The following is a 21,586-nucleotide window of genomic DNA, read 5'->3' as shown; positions in this document are numbered from 1 at the left end:
CCGCCCCGGCCCGAGGCCCCCGGCCTTGGGCGTGGGGCTGGGCCGGCGGGGGTGCCCCCCCGCCGGGCGGCCGCCGGGGCCCCCGCCCGGGCGCCCCCCGGGCTCGGGCCGTCGAACCGGCCGAGGGGCCGTCAGCGGCCGCCCATCAGCCGGTACATGCCGATCGAGTCGTGGGTGGCGGTGTCCGCGAAGCCGAACTTCTCGTAGAGGAAGCGCGCGGGTCCGTCCGCGATCAGCGAGACGTACGCGGTGGCGGGGGCCCGGCGCTCCAGTTCCTCGGTGAGCGCCGCCATGATGCGCTTGCCGAGGCCGCGGCCCTGGTGCGCGGGGTGGACGCAGATGTCGGTGATCTGGAACGCGGTGCCGCCGTCGCCGATGATCCGCCCCATGCCGACGGGCTCGCCCTCGTGGTGGAGGACCACGCCGTACCAGGTGTTGGGGAGGGCGAGCGCGACCGCCTCGGGGGCCTTGTCGGAGAGGCCGGCGTCGGTGCGCAGGCGGCGGAAGACCTCGACGGTGGGCACGCCGGGACGAAGCTCGTAAGGGTCGCTCACTGGATTCATAGCTTACATGCTACCCGCTCGGCGCCGTCGCCCGGCTCCGGCCGCTCGGGTGAACGCGCGGCGCGACATGCCGGACGCGGCGGGGGGCCGCGAGGGCGGAAGCGATGATCACCGGGTTCCCGGAGCACCCCCCGTCGGAGGCGGACATGCGGATTCTTCTCCTCGCCAGCGCGTTCAACAGCCTCAGCCAGCGGCTGCACGCCGAACTGCGCGACCGGCGCCACACCGTGGACCTCCAACTGGCCGGTGACGACGAGGAGTTGCTCGACGCGGTGCGCCGGCTCAAGCCCGACCTGGTGCTCGCCCCGATGCTGCGCACCGCGATCCCGCGGGAGCTCTGGTCGCAGCTCACCTGCCTGATCGTCCACCCCGGCCCGCCGGGCGACCGCGGCCCCTCCTCCCTCGACCGGGCGATCCAGGACGGCCGCACCGAATGGGCCGTCACCGTGCTCCAGGCCGAGGCGGAGATGGACGCCGGCCCGGTCTGGGCCTCGGCGCCCTGCCGGCTGCCGGAGTACGGCAAGAGCGACCTCTACCGCAACGAGGTCGCCGACGCGGCGGTGGCGGCCGCGCTGCTCGCCGTGGAGCGCGTCGCCTCGGGCACGTACGCGCCGCAGCCGCAGTCCGGCCCCGGCTGGAGCGGTGCCGTGCGCACCCGGCCCGTCCTGCGCCAGGAGGAGCGCCGGATCGACTGGGCGGCCGACAGCACCGAGGCGGTGCTGCGCAGGCTCCGCGCCGCGGACTCCCGGCCCGGGGTGCTCGACGAGCTGTGCGGCGGCACCTGGTACCTGCACGGCGGGCACCGCGAACCGGTGTTGCGCGGCTGCCCGGGCGACCTGCTCGCCACCCGGGCCGGGGCCCTGTGCCGGGCCACCACGGACGGTGCCGTGTGGATCCCCGAACTGCGCCGCCGCACCCCCGGCGGCCCCGCGGGCGTCAAGCTCCCCGCCGTGACGGCGCTCGGCGGCCTGCTCCCCGCCCTGCCGGAGCTGGCGGCGCCCCTGATGCCGGGCGAGCAGGACGGCCCCGTCTGGTCGGACCTCCGCTACCAGGAGGACGGCCCGGTGGGCTTCCTGCGCTTCTCCTTCCCGGGCGGCGCGATGTCCACCGGCCACTGCCGCCGCCTGCTGGCGGCCTACCGCTTCGCCGTCGCCCGCCCGACCTCGGTGCTGGTGCTCGGCGGCGGCCGGGACTTCTTCTCCAACGGCATCCACCTCAACGTGATCGAGGCCGCGGCGGACCCGGCCGTCGAGTCCTGGGACAACATCACCGCGATGGACGAACTGGTCGACGCGGTGCTCACCACCACCGACCGGCTGGTGGTCGCCGCCGTCGGGGGCAACGCGGCGGCCGGCGGGGTGATGCTGGCGCTGGCGGCGGACGAGGTGTGGTGCCGCGGCGGCTCCGTCCTCAACCCGCACTACCGGCTGATGGGGCTGTACGGGTCCGAGTACTGGACGTACAGCCTCCCGCGCCGCCTCGGCGCGGCGGCGGCCGAGCGGCTGACCCGCCAGGCGCTGCCCGTCTCCGCGGCCACCGCCGAGCGGATCGGCCTGGTCGACCGGGTGCTCGCCTGCGGGCCGGAGGAGTTCGGGCCGTCCACGGCCCACCTGGCCGGGCTGCTCGCCGCCTCGCCCACCGCGCACCAGCGGATCGCGGCGAAGAAGGCCGCGCGCGAGGCCGACGAGCGGACGAAACCGCTCGACGCCTACCGGGAGGAGGAGCTCGCGGTCATGCACCGGCAGTTCTTCACACCCGAATCGCCGTATCACGCGCTGCGTTCCGCGTTCGTCCACAAGCGCCCGGTGCCGACGGGGCCCGCCGCGCGACCGTGACCCGAACGGCCCCGCCCGGCTTGCCTCCCCGGGGCCCGGCGCGGGCCGCGCGGACCGGCGCCCGGCCCGGACCGTTGCTATGACTGGCTTCGAGCCATTCCCTCAGGCTCCCATCCCCGAGGAGGCATCCTCATGGGTGCTGCAACAGCTGCAACGACTGCAACAGCTGCAACCACCGACACCGACGTGGTGCACATTCTCTGGATCAACGCGGGCCTCAGCTGCGACGGCGACTCCGTCTCGCTGACCGCCGCGATGCAGCCCAGCATCGAGGAGATCGTCACCGGCGCACTGCCCGGCCTGCCCAAGGTCGCGGTGCACTGGCCGCTGATCGACTTCGAGTGCGGCCCGGTCCAGGGCGCGGACAACTTCGTCGAGTGGTTCTTCAAGGCCGACCGCGGCGAGATCGAGCCGTTCGTGCTGGTCGTCGAGGGGTCCATCCCCAACGAGAAGATCAAGAAGGAGGGCTACTGGTGCGGCTTCGGCGACGACCCCGCCACCGGTCAGCCCATCACCACCAGCGAGTGGCTGGACCGGCTCGCCCCGAAGGCGACCGCCGTGGTGGCGATCGGCACCTGCGCCACGTACGGCGGCATCCACGCGATGGCCGGCAACCCGACCGGCGCCATGGGCGTGCCGGACTACCTCGGCTGGGACTGGAAGTCCAAGGCCGGGCTGCCCATCGTCTGCGTGCCGGGCTGCCCGATCCAGCCCGACAACTTCGCCGAGACGCTCACCTACCTGCTGTACCAGCTGGCCGGCTCCGCGCCGATGATCCCGCTGGACGACAAGCTGCGGCCCGCCTGGCTGTTCGGAGCCACCGTGCACGAGGGCTGCGACCGCGGCGGCTACTACGAGCAGGGGCAGTTCGCCACCGACTACGGCACGCCCGAGTGCCTGGTGCGGCTCGGCTGCTGGGGCCCGGTCGTGAAGTGCAACGTCGCCAAGCGCGGCTGGACCAACGGCATCGGCGGCTGCCCGAACGTGGGCGGCATCTGCATTGCCTGCACCATGCCGGGCTTCCCGGACAAGTTCATGCCCTTCATGGACCCGCCGCCCGGTTCACGGGTCTCCACCAACGCCAGCAGCGCGTACGGCGCGCTGATCCGGCGGCTGCGCGCGATCACGCTGAACACGCTGGACAAGGAACCGAAGTGGCGTCACTCCGGCCGCCACCTGACCACGGGCTACCGCCCGCCCTGGTGACCGCCGCAGGGCCGCACACCGCCCGGTGTGCGGCCGCCGACGGCCCACGCCCGCTCGACGACCCCCCGCCCGCTCGCCGGGGCCCGCTCCCAGAGACAAGGACACGACAGCAACGATGGCAACACCGACCACCAGGGCGGCCGGCGACGGCAGCGGCCTGACCGAGATGTCCTGGGACCCGATCACCCGCATCGTGGGCAGCCTGGGCATCCACACGAAGATCGACTTCAAGCAGAAGCGGGTCGCGGAGTGCTACAGCACCTCCTCGGTCTTCCGCGGCTACAGCGTCTTCATGCGCGGCAAGGACCCGCGCGACGCCCACTTCATCACCAGCCGGATCTGCGGGATCTGCGGCGACAACCACGCCACCTGTTCGGTCTACACGCAGAACATGGCGTACGGGGTGAAGCCCCCGCACCTGGGCGAGTGGATCATCAACCTCGGTGAGGCCGCCGAGTACATGTTCGACCACAACATCTTCCAGGAGAACCTGGTCGGGGTCGACTACTGCGAGAAGATGGTCCGCGAGACCAACCCCGGCGTCCTGGAGCAGGCCGAGCGCACCGAGGCCCCGCACGCCGGCGACCACGGCTACAGGACGATCGCCGACATCATGCGCTCGCTCAACCCCATCGAGGGCGAGTTCTACCGCGAGGCGCTCCAGGTCAGCCGCTACACCCGGGAGATGTTCTGCCTGATGGAGGGCCGCCACGTGCACCCCTCCACGCTCTACCCGGGCGGCGTCGGCACCGTCGCCACGGTGCAGCTGTTCACCGACTACCTGACCCGGCTGATGCGCTACGTCGAGTTCATGAAGAAGGTCGTGCCGCTGCACGACGACCTCTTCGACTTCTTCTACCAGGCCCTGCCCGGCTACGAGGAGGTCGGCCGGCGCCGGGTCCTGCTCGGCTGCTGGGGCAGCCTCAACGACCCGGACCACTGCGACTTCACCTACCGCAACATGACGGACTGGGGCCGGCGGATGTTCGTCACCCCCGGCGTCGTGGTGGACGGCAAGCTCGTCACCAACGACCTGACGCAGATCAACCTGGGTATCCGCATCCTGCTCGGCAGCTCCTACTACGAGGACTGGCAGGGCAAGGACCTGTTCGTCACCCACGACCCGCTGGGCAACCCCGTCGACCCCCGCCACCCGTGGAACCAGCACACCATCCCCGCCCCGCAGAAGCGGAACTTCGACGACAAGTACAGCTGGGTGATGTCCCCGCGCTGGTTCGACGGCAAGGACCACCTCGCCCTCGACACCGGCGGCGGCCCGATCGCCCGCCTGTGGTCCACCGCCCTGTCCGGACTGGTCGACATCGGCTACGTCAAGGCCACCGGCCACAGCGTGCAGATCAACCTGCCCCGCTCGATGACCAAGCCCGAGGTCACCTTCGAGTGGAAGATCCCGCAGTGGAGCAACGCCATCGAGCGCAACCGCGCCCGCACCTACTTCCAGGCGTACGCGGCCGCCGCCGCCCTGCACTTCGCCGAGAAGGCGCTCGACGAGGTCCGCGCCGGGCGCAGCCAGACCTGGGAGCGCTTCGAGGTGCCGGACGAGTCGATCGGCTGCGGCTTCACCGAGGCCGTGCGCGGCGTGCTCTCGCACCACATGGTGATCCGCGACGGCAAGATCGCCAACTACCACCCGTACCCGCCCACCCCGTGGAACGCCAGCGTCCGGGACAGCTACGGCACGCCCGGCCCGTACGAGGACGCGGTGCAGAACACCCCGATCTTCGAGGAGAACCCCCCGGACACCTTCAAGGGCATCGACATCATGCGCGCGGTGCGCAGCTTCGACCCCTGTCTGCCCTGCGGCGTGCACATGTACGTCGGCGGCGGGCGCACCGTGCAGACCATGCACGTGCCCACCGGCCTGAGCGGGCTCACCGCATGACGGCCGAGCGGACCGGGCAGCGGATCCACGAGGCCCTGGACGCCCTGGCCGGCAGCGGCGCCGAGCAGGCGGGCGAGCAACTGGTCCGGGAACTCATGGAGTTCTACGGCCAGGGCCTGGCCAGGATGGTCCCGGCGCTGCCCCCACCCGCACTGGACCGGATGCTGGACGACCCGGCCGTCGCCGGGGTGCTGCTCCTGCACGACCTGCACCCCGAGGACCTCCCCGCCCGGATCGACCGGGCACTGGCCGCCCTGTCCGAGCGGGTCGAGGTGGTCGGCTTCGACCCGGCCACCGGCGTCCTGCGGCTGCGCCGCACGGCCACCGGCTGCGGCTGCGGCGAACAGGAGGTGGAGGCCGTCCTCGCCTGCCACGCGCCCGAGGTGACCGCCGTGGAACTGGAGCGCGCCCCGCAACTGCTCCAGATCGGCACCCGCCCGCCGCAGCCGGCGGAGGCCCGATGAACACCCGCCGGATCTCCCGCGACGGAACCGCCCTGCTGCACCGGCTGCGCGAACCGGCCCCGCCGCGCCCCGAGCAGTGCGCGTTCTGCGGCCGGGACCTGCCCGCCGGCCACCGCCACCTGGTGGACGTCGAGGAGCGCGCCCTGGCCTGCGCCTGCACCGCCTGCAGCCTGCTGTTCCAGCAGCCGGGCGCGGCCGGCGGCCGCTACCGCACCGTGCCGGACCGCTACCTCGCCGATCCGGCCCGCGAGTTGGACCAGCAGGCCTGGTCGGTGCTGGGCATCCCGGTCGGCACCGCCTTCCTGTTCCGCAACACGGTGATGGACCAGCTGCTCGCCTTCTACCCCGGCCCGGCCGGCGCCACCGAGAGCGAGCTGGACGAGGCGACCTGGCAGCGCGCCCTCGGCGGCAGCCGGCTGGCCGACGCCCTGGAACCGGACGTGGAGGCGCTGCTGCTGCGCCGCACCGAGGAACGCGTGACGTGCTTCCTGGTGCCGATCGACGTCTGCTACGAGCTGGTCGGCCGGCTGCGGCGGTGCTGGCACGGCTTCGACGGCGGCGCCGAGGCACGGGCCGAACTCGACGCGTTCTTCGCGCGGCTGGCCGACCGGGCCCGCCCGCTGCGGGCGGAGGTGACGGCGTGACGGCCCTCGCCTTCGCCTGCACCGGCGTGCGGTCCGACCCGTACGCGGCCGGGCCGACCCTGGTGTTCCGGCTGCGCATCACGGCCCCGGCCGACACCCGGGTGCACGCCCTCGCCCTCCAGTGCCAGCTGCGGATCGAACCGGGCCGCCGGCCGTACGGCGACGCCGAGGGCGAGCGGCTGACCGACCTGTTCGGCGAGCGGCAGCGCTGGGCCACCACGCTCAACCCGGTCCAGTTCGCCACCGTGCCGCTGCTGGTGCCCGGCTTCACCGGCGGCACGGAGATCGACCTCTCGGTGCCCTGCACCTACGACCAGGAGGTCGCCTCGGCCCGCTACTTCCGGGCGCTGGACGGCGGCGAGGTGCCGCTGCTGCTGCTCTTCTCCGGCACCGCCTTCTCCGGCCCCGGCGGCTTCCAGGTCAGCCCGGTGCCCTGGGACCGGGAGGCCCGGGTGCGGATGCCGGTGCGGGTCTGGCAGGAGGCGATCGACCGGCACTTCCCCGGCAGCGGCTGGCTGCGGCTGCCGGAGGACGTCATGGACGAGCTGCTGGCCTACCGCTCCCGGCGGGCCCTGCCCTCCTGGGAGGCGACGGTGCGCGAGCTGCTCGCGGCGGCCGCGATCGGGGGGACGGTCCGGTGAGCGGCTTCCCGGAGCGGATCGAGCGCGGCTTCACGGCCGCCCGGCAGGTCGCCGACGCGGTGCTGCTGGAGGGCTACGTGCTCTACCCGTACCGCGCCTCGGCGGCCAAGAACCGGCTGCGCTGGCAGTTCGGCGTCCTGGTGCCGCCCGAGTACACCGCGGTCGGCGGCGAGCACTCCCACCAGCGCACCGAGTGCCTGATGGAGGCGCGCGGCGGGGACCTGCTGGCGGTCGAGCTGCGTTTCCTGCGGGTCCAGCGGCGCACCGTCGAACGGGCCACCGCCGCCGGCTTCGAGTCGGTGGAGCGCCTGGAGCTGGCCGACCGGGATCTCGTCGAGTGGGACGAGGGCGCCGAGGAAAGGGTCGAACTCCTGGTCCCGGTCGAGGAGGTGGACGGCGAGGGGGTGCAGCGGCCGTTCCGGCTGCCGGGCGTCGGCGAAACCGGTCTGGTGCACGAGGACGGCGCCGTCGTCGGCCGGGTGGTGCGACGCCGCGAACAGGTCGACGGCCTGGTCTGGCTGCGGGCCGAGGAACTGCCCGGCCCGTACCGGGCGCAGCGGCTGACCGTGGAGGTGGAGAACACCTCCCCCTGGAGACCGCCGCGGGGGGCCACCCGCGACCAGGCCCTGCCGCACTCGCTGGTCTCCGCCCACCTGCTGCTCGGGCTGGAGCACGGACGCTTCCTGTCCGTCACCGACCCGCCCGAGTGGGCCCGCCCGGCCGTCGAGCGGTGCCGCAACGAGCGCACCTGGCCGGTGCTGGCCGGGCCGGACGGCGACCGCTCGGTGGTGCTGTCCTCGCCGATCATCCTGGAGGACCACCCGCGGATCGCCCCGGAGAGCCTCGGCACGCTGTACGACGCCACCGAGATCGACGAGATCCTGGCGCTGCGGACGGCCGCCCTGACCGAGGAGGAGAAGCGGGAGGCCCGCGGCACCGACGAGCGGGCCGGCGCGGCGATCGACCTGGCCGAGTCCATGCCCCCCGAGGTGCTGGAGCGGCTGCACGGGGCCATCCGCGGGCTGCGCGAGGTCACCGGCGGCGGCGCCGTCGACGGCGGCGAACAGCCCTGGTGGGACCCGGGCGACGACCCGGCGGTCGACCCCGAGCGGGACCGGGTGCTGGTCGACGGCCACGAGGTCGGCGCCGGCAGCCGGGTCCTGCTGCGGCCCGGCCGGCGGCGCACCGACGCCCAGGACCTCTTCCTGGACGGGCGGACCGGCGTCGTGGAGGCGGTGCTGCACGACCTGGACGGATCGGTGCACCTGGCCGTCACCGTGGAGGACGACCCGGGCGCCGACCTGTGGCGGGCCCAGGGGCGGTTCCGCTACTTCCAGCCCGACGAGGTCACACCGCTGGAGGGATCGTGACGACGGGCTCGACGGTGCTGGTCGCCGGGGTGGGCAACATCTTCCTCGGCGACGACGGCTTCGGGGTCGAGACCGTCCGGCGGCTGTCCGCCCACCCGCTGCCGGCCGGCGTCGAGCTGGCCGACGTCGGCGTGCGCGGCGTGGACCTCGCCTACCGGCTGCTCGACGGCTACCGCACCGCCGTCCTGGTGGACGCCACCTGCCGGGGCGGGGCGCCCGGCACCGTCTACCTGATCGAGGCGGACACCGGAGAGCCGCTGGAGGTGCCGGTCCTGGACGGGCACCGGATGGGGCCGGACGCCGTACTGGCGCTGCTGGCCACGCTCGCCGCCGGCACCGGCGGCGAGCCGCCGGAACGGGTGCTGGTGGTCGGCTGCGAGCCGGCGTCGCTGGAGGAGGGCATCGGGCTGAGCGAGCCCGTCGCCGCCGCCGTGGAGGAGGCGGTCCGAGTGGTCCTGCGGGTCGTGGACGAGGCCGCGCAGCCGGAGAAGGAGACAACACCATGCTGAGGAAACTGTTCTGCGTCGCCCTGCTGGCGGCAATCGGCGCACTGGTCTGGCAGAGCCTGCCGGACATCAAGCGGTACCTGCACATCTCCCGGATGTGAGCCGTGTGAGCCGTGTGAGCCGATGTGACCGGATGTGATCCGAGGTGGGGAGCGGATTGCTGCGAACGGCGCAGCCCCGCGTGCGGTGGCGGCGCGGCTGCGGGCCGACGCCGCCACCGCGCCCTGTAATGGGGCGCGTTGCCGCCCGCTCCGGGAAGGGACCCATGCACGAGATGTCGATCGCCGAAGCCGTCGTCGAGCAGGTGGACACGGCCGCGCGCGAACACGGGGCCCCCGGGGTGGCGCGGGTGCGTCTGCGGGTCGGGGAGCTGGCCGGCGTGGTGCCCGAGGCCCTCGACTTCTGCTTCGAGCTCGCCTGCACCGGAACGTTGGTGGCGGGCGCCGTGCTGGACACCGAATCCGTCGCGGCCCGGGCCCGCTGCACCCCCTGCGCGGTCGAGTGGGCGGTCGGCATGCCGCCGGACCTCGGCTGCCCGAGCTGCTCCGGCGGTGGCGGCGTCGAGCTGCTGTCCGGCCGTGAACTGCAGATCCTCGACGTCCAGTGGGCCGAAGCCCGGGACGTCCGGGCCGAGGTCCGGGACGTCCGGGCCGAACAGAAAGGCTGATGCCGATGTGCCGCACGGTCGACCTCCGTCAGGCGGTCCTCGCCCGCAACGACGACAGCGCCCGCCGGCTGCGGGAGGCGCTGGAGGCGCGGGGGACGGTCGCGGTGAACCTGCTGTCCAGCCCCGGCAGCGGAAAGACCGCGCTGCTGGAGGCCGAGCTGGGGCTGGCCCGGCGGCGCGGGGTGGAGGTCGCCGCGCTGACCGCCGACCTCGCCACCGAGAACGACGCCCGCCGGCTGGCCCGCTCGGGCGCCCCGGTGAAGCAGGTGCTCACCGACGGGCTCTGCCACCTGGAGGCGCGGATGCTCGCCGGGCACCTGGACGGCTGGCTGCCGGCCGAGTGCCGGCTGCTGTTCGTGGAGAACGTCGGCAACCTGGTCTGCCCGGCCTCCTACGACCTCGGCGAGACGCTGAGGGTGGTGCTGGCCTCGGTGACCGAGGGCGAGGACAAGCCGCTCAAGTACCCGACGGCCTTCGGGCTGGCCAACCTGGTGCTGGTGACCAAGACGGACCTCGCCGCGGCGGCCGAGTTCGACGAGGCGGCGTTCCTGGCCAACGTCCAGCGGGTCAACCCCGGGGTGACGGTGCTGAACACCTCCGCCCGGACGGGCGAGGGCGTCGGGGCGCTGCTGGACCGGGCGCTGGCCGTGCTGGAGGGGGCCGAGCCGCACCGGCCGGTGATGTCGGCGGCGCCGCACGACCACGGGCACGCGCACGACCACGGGCACGCGCACGACGACGGGGATGAGCGCGGGGACGGGCACGATCACGATCACGACCACGGGCACCACCACGGCCGCTCCGCCGTGGGGGAGCGCGCGTGACGGCCGGTCACCCCGGGCTCGACCGCGAGCGGCGGCGGGTCGCCGTCCGCGGCCTGGTGCAGGGGGTCGGCTTCCGCCCGTTCGTCCACACGCTGGCCGGTGAACTCGGCCTGGCCGGCACCGTCACCAACACCGGCGAGGGCGTCCTGGCCGAGGTCGAGGGCAGCCCGGACGCCCTGGACGCCTTCTGCCGGCGCGTGGCCGGCGACGCGCCGCCGCTCGCCCAGGTGCACTCGGTGGAACACGCGCCGCTCGCCACCACCGGCGCCACCGGCTTCCGCATCGTCCCGTCCAGCCCCGACGGCCCCCGCACCACCCTGATCCCGCCCGACACCGCCGTCTGCGCCGACTGCCTGGCCGAACTCGCCGACCCGGCCGACCGCCGCCACCGGCACCCCTTCATCAGCTGCACCAACTGCGGCCCCCGGCACACCATCGTCACCGGCCTCCCGTACGACCGGGCCAACACCACCATGGCCGGCTTCCCGATGTGCCCGGACTGCGCCCGGGAGTACACCGACCCCGCCGACCGCCGCTTCCACGCCCAGCCCGTCGCCTGCCACGCCTGCGGGCCGGCACTCGCGCTGACCGTGCCCGGACGCCCCGGACTCGCCGGGGAACAGGCCCTCACGGAGGCCCGACGGCTGCTCGCCGAGGGCGCGATCCTCGCCGTCAAGGGCATCGGCGGTTACCACCTCGCCTGCGACGCGCGCGACACCGCGGCCGTCGCCCTGCTGCGCCGGCGCAAGCGGCGCGGCGACAAGCCCTTCGCCGTGATGGCCCGCGACCTCGCCACCGTCGAACGCCTGCTGCCCGTCGACCCGGTCGAGCGGGAACTGCTCACCGGGCCCGTGAGGCCGATCGTCCTGCTCCGCCGCACGGGCCTGCCGGTGCCCCAGACGGTGGCCCCGGGCAGCCCCGACCTCGGGGTGATGCTCCCGTACTCGCCGCTGCACCACCTGCTGCTCGCCGCCCCCGGGCCGGACCTGCTGGTGATGACCAGCGCCAACCTCTCCGGCGAGCCGATCGTCACCGAGGACCGGGAGGCGCTGGAGCGGCTCGCCCCGCTGGTCGACGGCTGGCTCACCCACGACCGGCCGATCCACGTCCCCTGCGAGGACTCCGTGGTGCGGGTGGTGGACGGCGAACAGCTTCCGCTGCGCCGTTCGCGCGGGTACGCGCCGCTCCCGATCCCGCTGCCGGTGCCCGTCCGCCCCGTCCTGGCCGTCGGCGGCGACCTCAAGAACACCTTCGCGCTGGCCCGGGACGGCTACGCCTGGCTGTCCGGCCATATCGGCGACATGGACGACCTGGCCACCCTGCGGGCCTTCGAGCGGGCGGTCGAGCAGCTCGGCACGGTCAGCGGCGTACGGCCCGAACTGCTGGCCGCCGACCGCCACCCCGGCTACCGCTCGCTGCGGCACGCCGAGCGGACCGCCGCCGGCCGGCCGGTGCACCGGGTCCAGCACCACCACGCCCACATCGCCGCGGTGATGGCCGAACACGGCCTGGACGGCGGCCGGCCGGTGCTCGGGGTGGCCTTCGACGGCACCGGCTACGGCGAGGACGGCGCGATCTGGGGCGGCGAGGTGCTGCTGGCGGACTACGACGGGTTCCGCCGTCTCGCCCACCTCCGGTACGTGCCGCTGCCCGGCGGGGACGCGGCCGTCGAGCGCCCCTACCGGACGGCGCTCGCCCACCTGCGCGCGGCCGGGCTGCCCCGGCTGCCGCAGCTGCCGCCGGTCCGGGCCTGCGAGGGCGAGGAACTACGGCTGCTGGAGCGCCAGTTGGATCGCGGGCTGAACTGCGCGCCGACCTCCAGCATGGGCCGGCTGTTCGACGCGGTCTCCTCGCTCGCCGGGATCTGCCAGCGGGCCGGGTACGAGGCCCAGGCGGCGATCGAACTGGAGGCGGCGGCCTGCGAGTTCAGCCGCAAGGACGGTCCTGTGCGCGGGGCAGCGCAGCGGGCGGGCGGCTACGCGTTCGGCCTGTCGGCGCGGGCGGACGGCTGGATCGCCGACCCCGGGCCGGTGCTGGCCGCGGTGGTGGCCGACGTTACCGCGGGTGCGCCCGCCGGGCTGGTCGCCGCCCGCTTCCACGGCGCGGTGGCCGAGCTGGTCCGGCGGATCTGCGCCGCCGTCCGGGAACGGCACGGCACCACCACCGTGGCCCTCAGCGGCGGGGTCTTCGCCAATGCGCTGCTCTCCTCCGCCTGCGCGAGCGGGCTCGGGGAGGACGGCTTCACCGTACTGCGGCACCGCCGGGTGCCGCCCAACGACGGAGGGCTGGCACTGGGCCAGCTGATGGTGGCCGCCCGGTCGGCGGCCACCCGGGAGGAGTGAGCGCGGATGTGCCTGGCGGTGCCCGGCAGGGTGACGGAGATCGGCGAGCGGGACGGGACCAGGATGGCGGTGATGGACTTCGGCGGCGTGATCAAGGACGTCTGCCTGGAGTACCTGCCCGACCTGGCGGTGGGGGACTACGCGATCGTCCACGTGGGCTTCGCGCTGCAGCGCCTGGACGAGGAGTCGGCCCGGCGTACCCTCGCCCTCTTCGAGGAACTCGGGCTGTTGCAGGAGGAGTTCGGCGACCCGTGGGAGGCCGCCGGGGCGGCGGCGGGTGCGGTCGGAGCGGCGGAGGAGACCGAGGAGGCCGGACGGTGAAGTACCTGGAGGAGTTCCGCAACCCCGAGCTGGCGGCCGGGCTGCTCGCCGACATCAGGGCGACGGTCACCCGGCCGTGGGCGCTGATGGAGGTCTGCGGCGGCCAGACGCACAGCATCATCCGGCACGCCATCGACCAACTCCTGCCGGACGAAGTCGAATTGATCCACGGGCCGGGCTGCCCGGTGTGCGTCACCCCGTTGGAGATGATCGACCGGGCACTGGCGATCGCCGCCCGGCCGGGGGTGGTCTTCTGCTCCTTCGGGGACATGCTGCGGGTGCCCGGCACCGACCGGGACCTGTTCCGGGTGCGCGGTGAGGGCGGCGACGTCCGGGTGGTGTACTCGCCGCTCGACGCCCTGCGGATCGCCCGGGAGAACCCGGACAAGGAGGTGGTCTTCTTCGGCATCGGCTTCGAGACCACCGCCCCGCCGAACGCCATGGCCGTCCACCTGGCCAGGAAGCAGGGGCTGCGAAACTTCAGCATGCTGGTCTCCCACGTCCGGGTGCCCCCCGCGATCGAGGCGATCATGGACTCGCCGGACTGCCGGGTCCAGGGCTTCCTCGCCGCCGGACACGTCTGCAGCGTGATGGGCACCGACGAGTACCCGGCGCTCGCGGAGCGCCACCGGGTGCCGATCGTCGTCACCGGCTTCGAACCCCTGGACATCCTGGAAGGCATCCGGCGCACCGTACGGCAGCTGGAGCGCGGGGAGCACACCGTCGACAACGCCTACCCGCGGGCCGTCCGCCCCGAGGGCAACCCGGCGGCCCGCGCCATGCTGGAGGACGTCTTCGAGGTGGGCGACCGCGCCTGGCGGGGCATCGGGGTGATCCCGCGCAGCGGCTGGCGGCTCTCGCCCCGCTACCGGGACCACGACGCCGAACACCGCTTCGACGTCTCGGGGATCACCACCCGCGAACCCGCCGAGTGCCGCAGCGGCGAGGTGCTGCAGGGGCTGCTGAAGCCCCACCAGTGCGAGGCCTTCGGCACCGTCTGCACACCGCGCACGCCGCTCGGCGCCACGATGGTGTCCAGCGAGGGGGCGTGCGCGGCGTACTACCTGTACCGGCGGCTCGGCGTGCCGGGTGCGACGTCCGTCCGGATGCAGGACGTTCAGGAGACCCAGGAGGCGAGCCGCGTTGGCTGACACCGAACTGCTCACCGAGGCGCCCGCCGGACCGCTCGCCGGACCGTCCGCCGAACCGGACGTCGGTCGGCCCGACTTCTCCGGCTGGAGCTGCCCGCTGCCGCTGCGCGACCACCCCCGGGTGGTGATGGGCCACGGCGGCGGCGGGGCGCTGTCCGCGGAACTGGTGCAGAACCTCTTCGTGCCGGCCTTCGGCGGCCCGGTGCTCGCCGGGCTCGGCGACTCCGCGGTGCTGGAGCTCGGCGGGGCCCGGCTCGCCTTCTCCACCGACTCCTACGTGGTGCGGCCGCTGTTCTTCCCCGGAGGCTGCATCGGCGACCTCGCCGTCAACGGCACGGTCAACGACCTCGCCATGAGCGGGGCCCGGGCCGCCTACCTGTCCTGCGGCTTCATCCTGGAGGAGGGGGTGGAGATGGCGGTGGTGGACCGGGTCGCCAGGGCGCTCGGCGCCGCCGCCCGCACCGCCGGGGTCGAGATCGCCACCGGGGACACCAAGGTGGTCGAGGCCGGGCACGGGGACGGCGTCTACCTGAACACCGCGGGCATCGGGATCGTCCCGGCCGGGGTCGACATCCGCCCGCAGCGCGCCCGGCCCGGCGACGTGGTGATCGTCAGCGGGCCGATCGGGCTGCACGGCGTGGCGATCATGAGCGTCCGGGAGGGACTGGAGTTCGGCGTCGACGTGCGCAGCGACAGCGCGGCGCTCGGCGGCCTGGTCGAGGCGATGCTCGCGGCCACCGCCGACCTGCACGTGCTGCGCGACCCCACCCGGGGCGGCCTGGCGGCGGCGCTCAACGAGATCGCGGCCGCCGCCGGAGTGGGCGTCGTGCTCAGCGAGGCCGCCGTCCCCGTCCCGGAGCCGGTGGCCAACGCCTGCGCGGTGCTGGGCCTGGACCCGATGTACATCGCCAACGAGGGCCGGCTCGTCGCCTTCGTCCCGCGCGGCCCGGCGGACGCCGTGCTCGCCGCCATGCGCGCCCACCCGCTCGGCGCGGAGGCGGTGGTGATCGGCGAGTGCGTCGAGGAGCACCCGGGGATGGTCGTGGCCCGCACCGGCTTCGGCGGCACCCGGGTGGTCGACCTGCCGATGGGCGAGCAACTGCCGCGGATCTGCTGACGGCGCGCCCGCTGCTGCCGCCCCGGGAGACGCCTCCCGGGGCGGCGGTCCGTCGTTCCGCCCCGGCCGGTCAGCCCAGGAAGCGGTGCAGTGAATCCGCCAGGGCCTCGACGAAGCCCTCCCGGACCTCCTCGGCGACCAGGTCGAGGGACAGGTACGGGTTGAGGTCCTCCAGCTCGACCAGGAGCAGGCTCCCGTCCGGCGCGCGGCAGGCGTCCACCCGCTGGATCCCGTGGGCGAGCGTGTTCCAGTCGACGAAGCTCCGCGCGAACGCGAGGTCGGCCGCGTTCGGCTCGTACGGCTCCAGCACCCAGCGCCGGGCCGGATCCGGCGCGTGGAGGGCGTACTGGAAGGCGTCGTCCACGAAGTAGAAGGAGACCTCGTAGCGGAAGTCGATCCGCGGCTGGACCAGCACCTCGCCCCACGCGTCGAGCCCGTCCAGCTCGTCGCGGGTGAGGAAGCGCAGGCCTATGCTGTCCGCGCCCTCCCTGGGCTTGACCGCGTAGCGGTCGGCGGCGGGCAGCCGGTCGAGGTCCTGCGGCCGGTCGACCGTGGGGATGACGGGGCGGCCCGCCTCGGTCAGGTCCAGCAGGTACCCCTTCCCGGCCATGTCGCCCCGCCCGGTCAGCGGGTTGTAGACCCGCACGCCGTCGGCCAGGGCCCGGTCGCGGAAACGGGCGTACTCCTCCCGGTAGTGCAGCACCGGACCGCTGTTGCGCACCACGACCGCGTCGAAGCGCCCCATCAGGGCCCGGGCGTCCAGCGGGTGGCACAGGGCCAGGTCGAACCACTCCCGCAGCCGGGAGGTGAGGAAGACGTCCTCGTCGCCGTACCGCCGTCCGCGGGCCGGGTAGGCCAGGTCCGTCACGTACAGCAGGCTGGGCCGGTCGGGCACGGGTTCTCCCTCGGTCGGTGGTGGGGGAGTGAATCTACCGGGCCCGCCCCGGCTCAGCCCCGTGCGCCCATCAGGGCGGTCACGCAGACGTCCAGCCGCTCCTCCACCGCTCGCGTCGTCGGTTCCGTCCGCCCGGTCTCTGTACGAGATGCTCCGGAGCGGGGCCCCGCTTGGCTCGACCGGGCAGCAGGGCCGACCGGCCCAGGCCGGTGGGGATCGGCCGGGACCGGGGAGGCGGGCCCGGTCGGCCGCCGGCGTCGACGGCCGACCGGCCGGACCGCGTCAGGCAGAGCCGCCGTGGCCGCCTCCGCCGGGGGTGCGGATCTCCAAGGCGTCCCCGGCAGCGACCTCGGTGGTGCCGCAGCCGGGCAGTTCCTCGACGGTGCCGTCGGCGCGCAGGACGCGGTTGGCGCCGAGCGTGCCCGGGAAGCCGCCGGCGAGGCCGTACGGCGGGACGCGGCGGTGGCTGGTGAGCAGGCTGACCGTCATCGGTTCGCGGAAGCGCAGCCGCCGCAGGACGCCGTTGCCGCCGTGCCGGCGCCCGTTGCCGCCGCTGTCCGGGCGGACGGCGAACTCCTCGACCAGGACCGGGAGCCGCCACTCCAGGACCTCCGGATCGGTGAGGCGGGAGTTGGTCATGTGGGTCTGGACGGCGTCCGCGCCGTCGAAGCCGGGGCCGGCACCGGAACCGGAGGCGATGGTCTCGTAGTACTGGTGCTCGGCGTTGCCGAAGCTCAGGTTGTTCATCGTGCCGGATCCCTCCGCCTGCACGCCGAGCGCGGCGTAGAGCGCGCCGACGATGGCCTGCGAGGTCTCGACGTTCCCGGCGGCGACGGCGGCCGGGTACTCCGGGGCGAGCATCGAGCCGGGCGGCACGACGATCCGCAGCGGGCGCAGGCAGCCGTCGTTGAGCGGGATGTCGTCGGCGACGAGGGTGCGGAAGACGTACAGGACGGCGGCGGTGACGACGGCGGAGGGGGCGTTGAGATTGCCGTCGAGCTGGGGCGAGGTGCCGGTGAAGTCGATGGTGGCGCTGCGGTCCCGGCGGTCGACGCGCACGGAGACGGCGATCACGGCGCCGGAGTCGGTCTCGTAGCGGTACGAGCCGTCGCTCAGCCCGTCCACGGCGCGGCGCACCGCCTGCTCGGCGTTGTCCTGGACGTGCCGCATGTAGGCCTGGACGACGTCCAGGCCGAAGTGCCCGATCATCGCGTTGACCTCGTCGACGCCCTTGCGGTTGGCGGCGATCTGGGCGCGCAGGTCGGCGAGGTTGGTGTCCGGGTCGCGGGACGGGTACGGCGCGTCGGTGAGCAGCCGGAGGGTCTCCTCCTCGCGCAGCCGCCCGTCCACCACCAGCGGCCAGGTGTCGAAGAGCACGCCCTCCTGGTGGATCTCGCGGCTGTCGGCGGGCATCGAGCCGGGAGAGGTGCCGCCGATCTCGGCGTGGTGGCCGCGCGAGGCGACGAAGAACAGGACCTCGTCGCCGTCCGGGTCGAAGACAGGGGTGACCACGGTGATGTCGGGCAGGTGGGTGCCGCCGTGGTACGGGTCGTTGACGGCGTAGGCGTCGCCCGGGCGCAGCTTCGGGCCGAGACGGCGCAGCACCTCCTTGACGGTGGTGCCCATCGAGCCGAGGTGGACGGGGATGTGGGGGGCGTTGGCGACGAGGTTGCCGTCCGGGTCGAAGAGCGCGCAGGAGAAGTCGAGCCGCTCCTTGATGTTGACCGACTGGGCGGTGGATTCCAGTCGGGCGCCCATCTGTTGGGCGATCGCCATGAAGAGGTTGTTGAAGACCTCCAGCAGCACCGGGTCGGCGGCGGTCGGGACGGCCTCCTCGGCGGTGGCCCCGACCTGCTCGACCAGGAGGTGTCCGGCGGTGGTGACGGTGGCCTTCCAGCCGGTGTCCACCACGGTGGTGGCGTTGGCCTCGGCGATGACGGCGGGTCCGGTGACGGTGTCGTCCGCGCGCAGCGATTCGCGTTCCAGCAGCGGGACCCGCCGCCACCGGCCGCCGGCGTACAGCCGGACGGCGACGGGCTCGGTCGGGGCGGCCGCGGGGGAGAGGGTGCCGAGTTCGGGCTGCTCGGTGAGGCCGGTGCCCTCGACGGCGAGGGCCTCGATCACCAGGGGGCGGTCCATCAGGAAGGAGTAGGTGGAGCGATGCCGCTCCTCGAAGTCGGCCCGCATGGCGGCCGGTTCGCCCAGCGGTACGGTGATCGTGGTGTCGGTGCCCTGGTAGCCCAGCCGGACCCGGCGGGCCAGCTGGATCCGTCCCTGCGGGACGCCCTGATCGCGCAGCTCGTCGGTGGCGGCGTGCGCCAGTTCGTCGGCGAGCCCCAGTACCGCTTCCATCTCCTCCTCCGCCAGGGGCCGTTCGACCGCATGCTCGCGCAGGACGGTGGTGTCGGCCAGACCGATGCCGAGGGCGGACAGCACCCCGGCCATCGGCGGGACGAGGACGGTGCGGATGCCCAGTGCCTCGGCCACGGGGCAGGCGACCTGGCCGCCCGCGCCGCCGAAGGTGGTCAGGGCGTAGCGGGTGACGTCGTGACCTCGCTGGACGGAGATGCGCTTGATCGCGTTGGCGATGTTTCCCACCGCGATCCGCAGGAAGCCCTCGGCCGCCTCCTCGGCCGACAGGTCGCCGATCCGTTCGGCGAGTTCGATGAATCGGCGCCGCGTCAGCCGGGAGTCGAGCGGTTGGTCGCGCTTCGGGCCGAAGACCTGCGGGAAGTGCTCGGCCTGGATGCGGCCGAGCAGCAGGTTGGCGTCGGTGATGGTCAGCGGCCCGCCGCTGCGGTAGCAGGCCGGTCCGGGGTCGGCGCCGGCCGAGTCCGGACCGACGCGCAGGCGTTCGCCGTCGAAGCGCAGCACCGAGCCGCCACCCGCCGCGACGGTGTGGATGGCCAGCATCGGTGCCCGCAGCCGTACCCCGGCGACCTGGGTGGTGACCACCCGCTCGTACGCGCCCGCGAAGTGCGAGACGTCCGTGGAGGTGCCGCCCATGTCGAAGCCGATCACCCGCTGGTGGCCGGCCAGCGCGGACATCCGCACCATGCCGACGATGCCGCCGGCCGGGCCGGACAGGATGGCGTCCTTGCCCCGGAAGTGCCCGGCCTCGGCGAGGCCGCCGTTGGACTGCATGAACAGCAGCCGGACACCGGCGAGTTGGTCGGCCACCTGCCGGACGTAGCGGCGCAGCCCGGGATGGAGGTAGGCATCCACCACGGCGGTGTCTCCGCGCGGCACCAGCTTCATCAGCGGGCTCACCTCGCTGGACAGGGACACCTGGTCGAAGCCGAGCCGCTCGGCGAGCCGGCCGATCTCCCGCTCGTGGGCGGGGTGCAGGTAGCTGTGCAGGCAGACCACGGCGACCGAGCGGATGCCGTCGTTCAGGCAGTCGCGCAGGTCCTCGGCGAGCCGGTCGAGGTCGGGCGGTCGTAGTACCTCGCCCTCGGCGGTGATCCGCTCGTCCACCTCGATCACCCGGGTGTACAGCGGCTCGGGCAGCACAATCTCGCGGGCGAAGATCTGCGGCCGGTTCTGGTAGCCGATCCGCAGGGCGTCCGCGAAGCCACGTGTGATGACCAGTGCGGTCGGCTCGCCGGTACGTTCCAGCAGGGCATTGGTGGCGACCGTGGTGCCCATCCGGACGGAAGCGATGGTCGCCCCGGGCGGCAGGAGGGCCCGGATGCCGGCCACGGCCGGGTCCCGGTAGCGGGCCGGGTCGTGGGAGAGCAGCTTGTGGGTGAGCAGCCGGCCGTCCGGGTCGAGCGCGACCACGTCGGTGAAGGTCCCGCCCCGGTCCACCCAGAACTGCCAGCCCCTGGCTGCCATGACCGGCTCCCTCCGCCGTGCCGCGTGGCACCCCGTGCGTGAGTGGCCCTGCGCACGAGTATCCGACCGGGCGAACCGGGCGGGCAAACGGAACATACTGGGCGTGAAAGGCCGATCCCGGAGGAAGCGGGACGTAGCGATGGCGATCACGGCGGTGGGAGTGCTGCGGGAGACCGTACCGGGCGAGCGCCGGGTGGCCCTCGTGCCCGACCTGGTGCCGGCCGTCCGCCGCCTCGGTGTGACGGTCCTGGCGGAGCCGGGCGCAGGCCTCCTCGCTGGTCACCACGACGACGACTACCAGGCTGCGGGTGCCGTCCTGGCCGGACGCGACGAGGTGTTGCGCCGTGCGGACGTGCTGCTCGGCATCCGTCCCCCGAGCACCGACCCGGTGCGCGAACTGCGCCCGGGGCAGGTACTGGCCGCTTTGCTGCGGCCGCAGCGGAACCCGTTCCTGGTCCGGCAGTGGGCGGACCGGGGCGTGACCGCGATCGGCCTCGACCTGGCGCCCGACCTGCCGGCCGGGTACCCGCTGGACGCCGGGGCCTCGCAGGCCAGGGTGGCGGGGTACCGGGCGGTGCTGCTCGCCGCCGAGCGCCTGGACCGCTGCCTGCCGCCCTGGGGCACCACGGACGGGCTCTTCGACCCGCTTCGGGTGCTCGTGGTCGGCGCCGGGCATGCCGGTCTGCAGGCGATCGACACCGCCTGCCGGCTGGGCGCTCCGGTCGGCGCGGTCGAACCGCGGCATCGCGAGCGTGCGGCTGCCGCCGCGCTGGGAGCCGACCTGCTGTGCCTGTCCGGTGTGCACCCGGCGGTGGACGACCGGGAGCTGTGGCAGTCCCTCGACCGGGACCGTGCGGCGTGGGTGGCGGGGCTGGCCGAGGCGTCGGTGCGGTACGACCTCGTGGTGACGGCCCTGACCGGGCCGGACGGGACGCCCCCGGTCCTGCTCCGCACGGCGACGGTGGCCCGGCTCCGGCCCGGCTCGGTGCTGGTGGACCTGGCGGCGGGCCCGGAGGGCGGCAATGTCGAGGGCGTCCTGCCGGACACCACGACGCTGGTCGGTGACGGCATCACGGTGATCGGTGCCGGCGAGCTCGCCGCGCAGGTGCCCGGGACCGCCTCGCGTGCGTACTCCCACAACGTGCTGGCGCTGCTGGAACGCCTGCTGCGGGGCGGCCCCGGCACGGAGGACCCGGTGCTCGCCCCGATGCTGGTGACCGACCGGGGCGCGGTGCGGCACGAGCCGACCAGCAGGCTGCTCATGGAGGCGACCGCCGTCGCGGGCCTGCCGTGAGATCCC

19 protein-coding genes are annotated in these 21,586 nt (G+C 74.0%); 16 read left to right on the top strand and 3 right to left on the bottom strand.

Translation table 11 applies throughout. The annotated features are described in order from the left end of the window. Positions 1–131 precede the first annotated feature (131 nt). A complete protein-coding gene (locus tag ACWGKU_RS07145; RefSeq protein WP_452177542.1) occupies positions 132–563 on the bottom strand; it encodes a GNAT family N-acetyltransferase in 432 nt (143 codons plus the stop codon). 146 nt (positions 564–709) lie between these two features. Here ACWGKU_RS07145 and ACWGKU_RS07140 point away from each other — a divergent pair, with 146 nt between their 5' ends. From ACWGKU_RS07140 to hypE, 15 genes are all read left to right on the top strand, one after another. Next, on the top strand, positions 710–2,398 hold the full coding sequence (locus tag ACWGKU_RS07140) for an enoyl-CoA hydratase-related protein (protein ID WP_452177541.1): 1,689 nt from the start codon (positions 710–712) through the stop codon (positions 2,396–2,398). 132 nt (positions 2,399–2,530) lie between these two features. Continuing rightward, positions 2,531–3,604 carry an NADH-quinone oxidoreductase subunit B family protein gene (locus ACWGKU_RS07135; protein ID WP_359908258.1) on the top strand — a complete coding sequence of 358 codons (1,074 nt, stop codon included), beginning with the start codon at positions 2,531–2,533 and terminating at the stop codon, positions 3,602–3,604. 115 nt (positions 3,605–3,719) lie between these two features. Then, entirely contained in the window at positions 3,720–5,507 is a 1,788-nt protein-coding gene (locus tag ACWGKU_RS07130) for a nickel-dependent hydrogenase large subunit (protein ID WP_452177540.1), read from the top strand. Beyond that, complete coding sequence (locus ACWGKU_RS07125; protein WP_452177539.1) at positions 5,504–5,971, top strand: thioredoxin; 468 nt, start codon at positions 5,504–5,506, stop codon at positions 5,969–5,971. Before ACWGKU_RS07130 ends, ACWGKU_RS07125 begins: the two co-directional genes overlap by 4 nt. Continuing rightward, complete coding sequence (locus ACWGKU_RS07120) at positions 5,968–6,615, top strand: DUF5947 family protein (protein ID WP_401049149.1); 648 nt, start codon at positions 5,968–5,970, stop codon at positions 6,613–6,615. The genes ACWGKU_RS07125 and ACWGKU_RS07120 overlap by 4 nt, the downstream gene beginning before the upstream one ends. Beyond that, entirely contained in the window at positions 6,612–7,256 is a 645-nt protein-coding gene (locus tag ACWGKU_RS07115; RefSeq protein ID WP_401049151.1) for a DUF6084 family protein, read from the top strand. The genes ACWGKU_RS07120 and ACWGKU_RS07115 overlap by 4 nt, the downstream gene beginning before the upstream one ends. Next, positions 7,253–8,626, top strand: coding sequence for a hypothetical protein (locus ACWGKU_RS07110; protein ID WP_452177538.1), 1,374 nt, complete (start codon positions 7,253–7,255; stop codon positions 8,624–8,626). The genes ACWGKU_RS07115 and ACWGKU_RS07110 overlap by 4 nt, the downstream gene beginning before the upstream one ends. Continuing rightward, positions 8,623–9,135, top strand: a complete 513-nt coding sequence (locus ACWGKU_RS07105) for a hydrogenase maturation protease (protein ID WP_401054944.1) — start codon at positions 8,623–8,625, stop codon at positions 9,133–9,135. The genes ACWGKU_RS07110 and ACWGKU_RS07105 overlap by 4 nt, the downstream gene beginning before the upstream one ends. After that, a complete protein-coding gene (locus tag ACWGKU_RS07100) occupies positions 9,129–9,233 on the top strand; it encodes a DUF6893 family small protein (RefSeq protein ID WP_380630694.1) in 105 nt (34 codons plus the stop codon). The genes ACWGKU_RS07105 and ACWGKU_RS07100 overlap by 7 nt, the downstream gene beginning before the upstream one ends. 164 nt (positions 9,234–9,397) lie before the next feature. Further along, positions 9,398–9,799: a hydrogenase maturation nickel metallochaperone HypA/HybF gene (locus tag ACWGKU_RS07095; protein ID WP_380542572.1), complete on the top strand. Its 402-nt coding sequence runs from the start codon at positions 9,398–9,400 to the stop codon at positions 9,797–9,799. A gap of 5 nt (positions 9,800–9,804) precedes the next feature. After that, entirely contained in the window at positions 9,805–10,623 is an 819-nt protein-coding gene (hypB, locus tag ACWGKU_RS07090; protein WP_452177537.1) for a hydrogenase nickel incorporation protein HypB, read from the top strand. Continuing rightward, positions 10,620–12,965, top strand: coding sequence for a carbamoyltransferase HypF (hypF, locus tag ACWGKU_RS07085; protein ID WP_452177536.1), 2,346 nt, complete (start codon positions 10,620–10,622; stop codon positions 12,963–12,965). Before hypB ends, hypF begins: the two co-directional genes overlap by 4 nt. Before the next feature lie 6 nt (positions 12,966–12,971). Next, on the top strand, positions 12,972–13,286 hold the full coding sequence (locus ACWGKU_RS07080) for a HypC/HybG/HupF family hydrogenase formation chaperone (RefSeq protein ID WP_401049326.1): 315 nt from the start codon (positions 12,972–12,974) through the stop codon (positions 13,284–13,286). Further along, positions 13,283–14,437 (top strand): hydrogenase formation protein HypD, encoded by a 1,155-nt coding sequence (hypD, locus tag ACWGKU_RS07075; RefSeq protein ID WP_401049328.1) that lies wholly within the window; start codon positions 13,283–13,285, stop codon positions 14,435–14,437. Before ACWGKU_RS07080 ends, hypD begins: the two co-directional genes overlap by 4 nt. A gap of 97 nt (positions 14,438–14,534) precedes the next feature. Continuing rightward, on the top strand, positions 14,535–15,554 hold the full coding sequence (hypE, locus tag ACWGKU_RS07070; RefSeq protein WP_452177554.1) for a hydrogenase expression/formation protein HypE: 1,020 nt from the start codon (positions 14,535–14,537) through the stop codon (positions 15,552–15,554). Between the two features lie 70 nt (positions 15,555–15,624). On the opposite strand, the gene ACWGKU_RS07065 is transcribed toward hypE, so the two are convergent. Both ACWGKU_RS07065 and ACWGKU_RS07060 read right to left on the bottom strand, forming a co-directional pair. After that, a complete protein-coding gene (locus ACWGKU_RS07065; RefSeq protein ID WP_401049329.1) occupies positions 15,625–16,449 on the bottom strand; it encodes an ATP-grasp domain-containing protein in 825 nt (274 codons plus the stop codon). A 282-nt stretch (positions 16,450–16,731) separates the two neighbouring features. Further along, entirely contained in the window at positions 16,732–20,286 is a 3,555-nt protein-coding gene (locus ACWGKU_RS07060; RefSeq protein ID WP_452177535.1) for a hydantoinase B/oxoprolinase family protein, read from the bottom strand. Positions 20,287–20,425: 139 nt separating this feature from the next. Between ACWGKU_RS07060 and ACWGKU_RS07055 the strand changes: the two genes are divergently transcribed. Next, positions 20,426–21,580: an NAD(P) transhydrogenase subunit alpha gene (locus tag ACWGKU_RS07055; RefSeq protein ID WP_452177534.1), complete on the top strand. Its 1,155-nt coding sequence runs from the start codon at positions 20,426–20,428 to the stop codon at positions 21,578–21,580. The last annotated feature ends 6 nt before the right edge of the window (positions 21,581–21,586 follow it).

The organism is Kitasatospora sp. NPDC054768 (genome assembly GCF_053612025.1).
The sequence above is the reverse complement of the archived record's forward strand: the minus strand, read 5'-3'. Positions and strand labels throughout refer to the sequence as shown.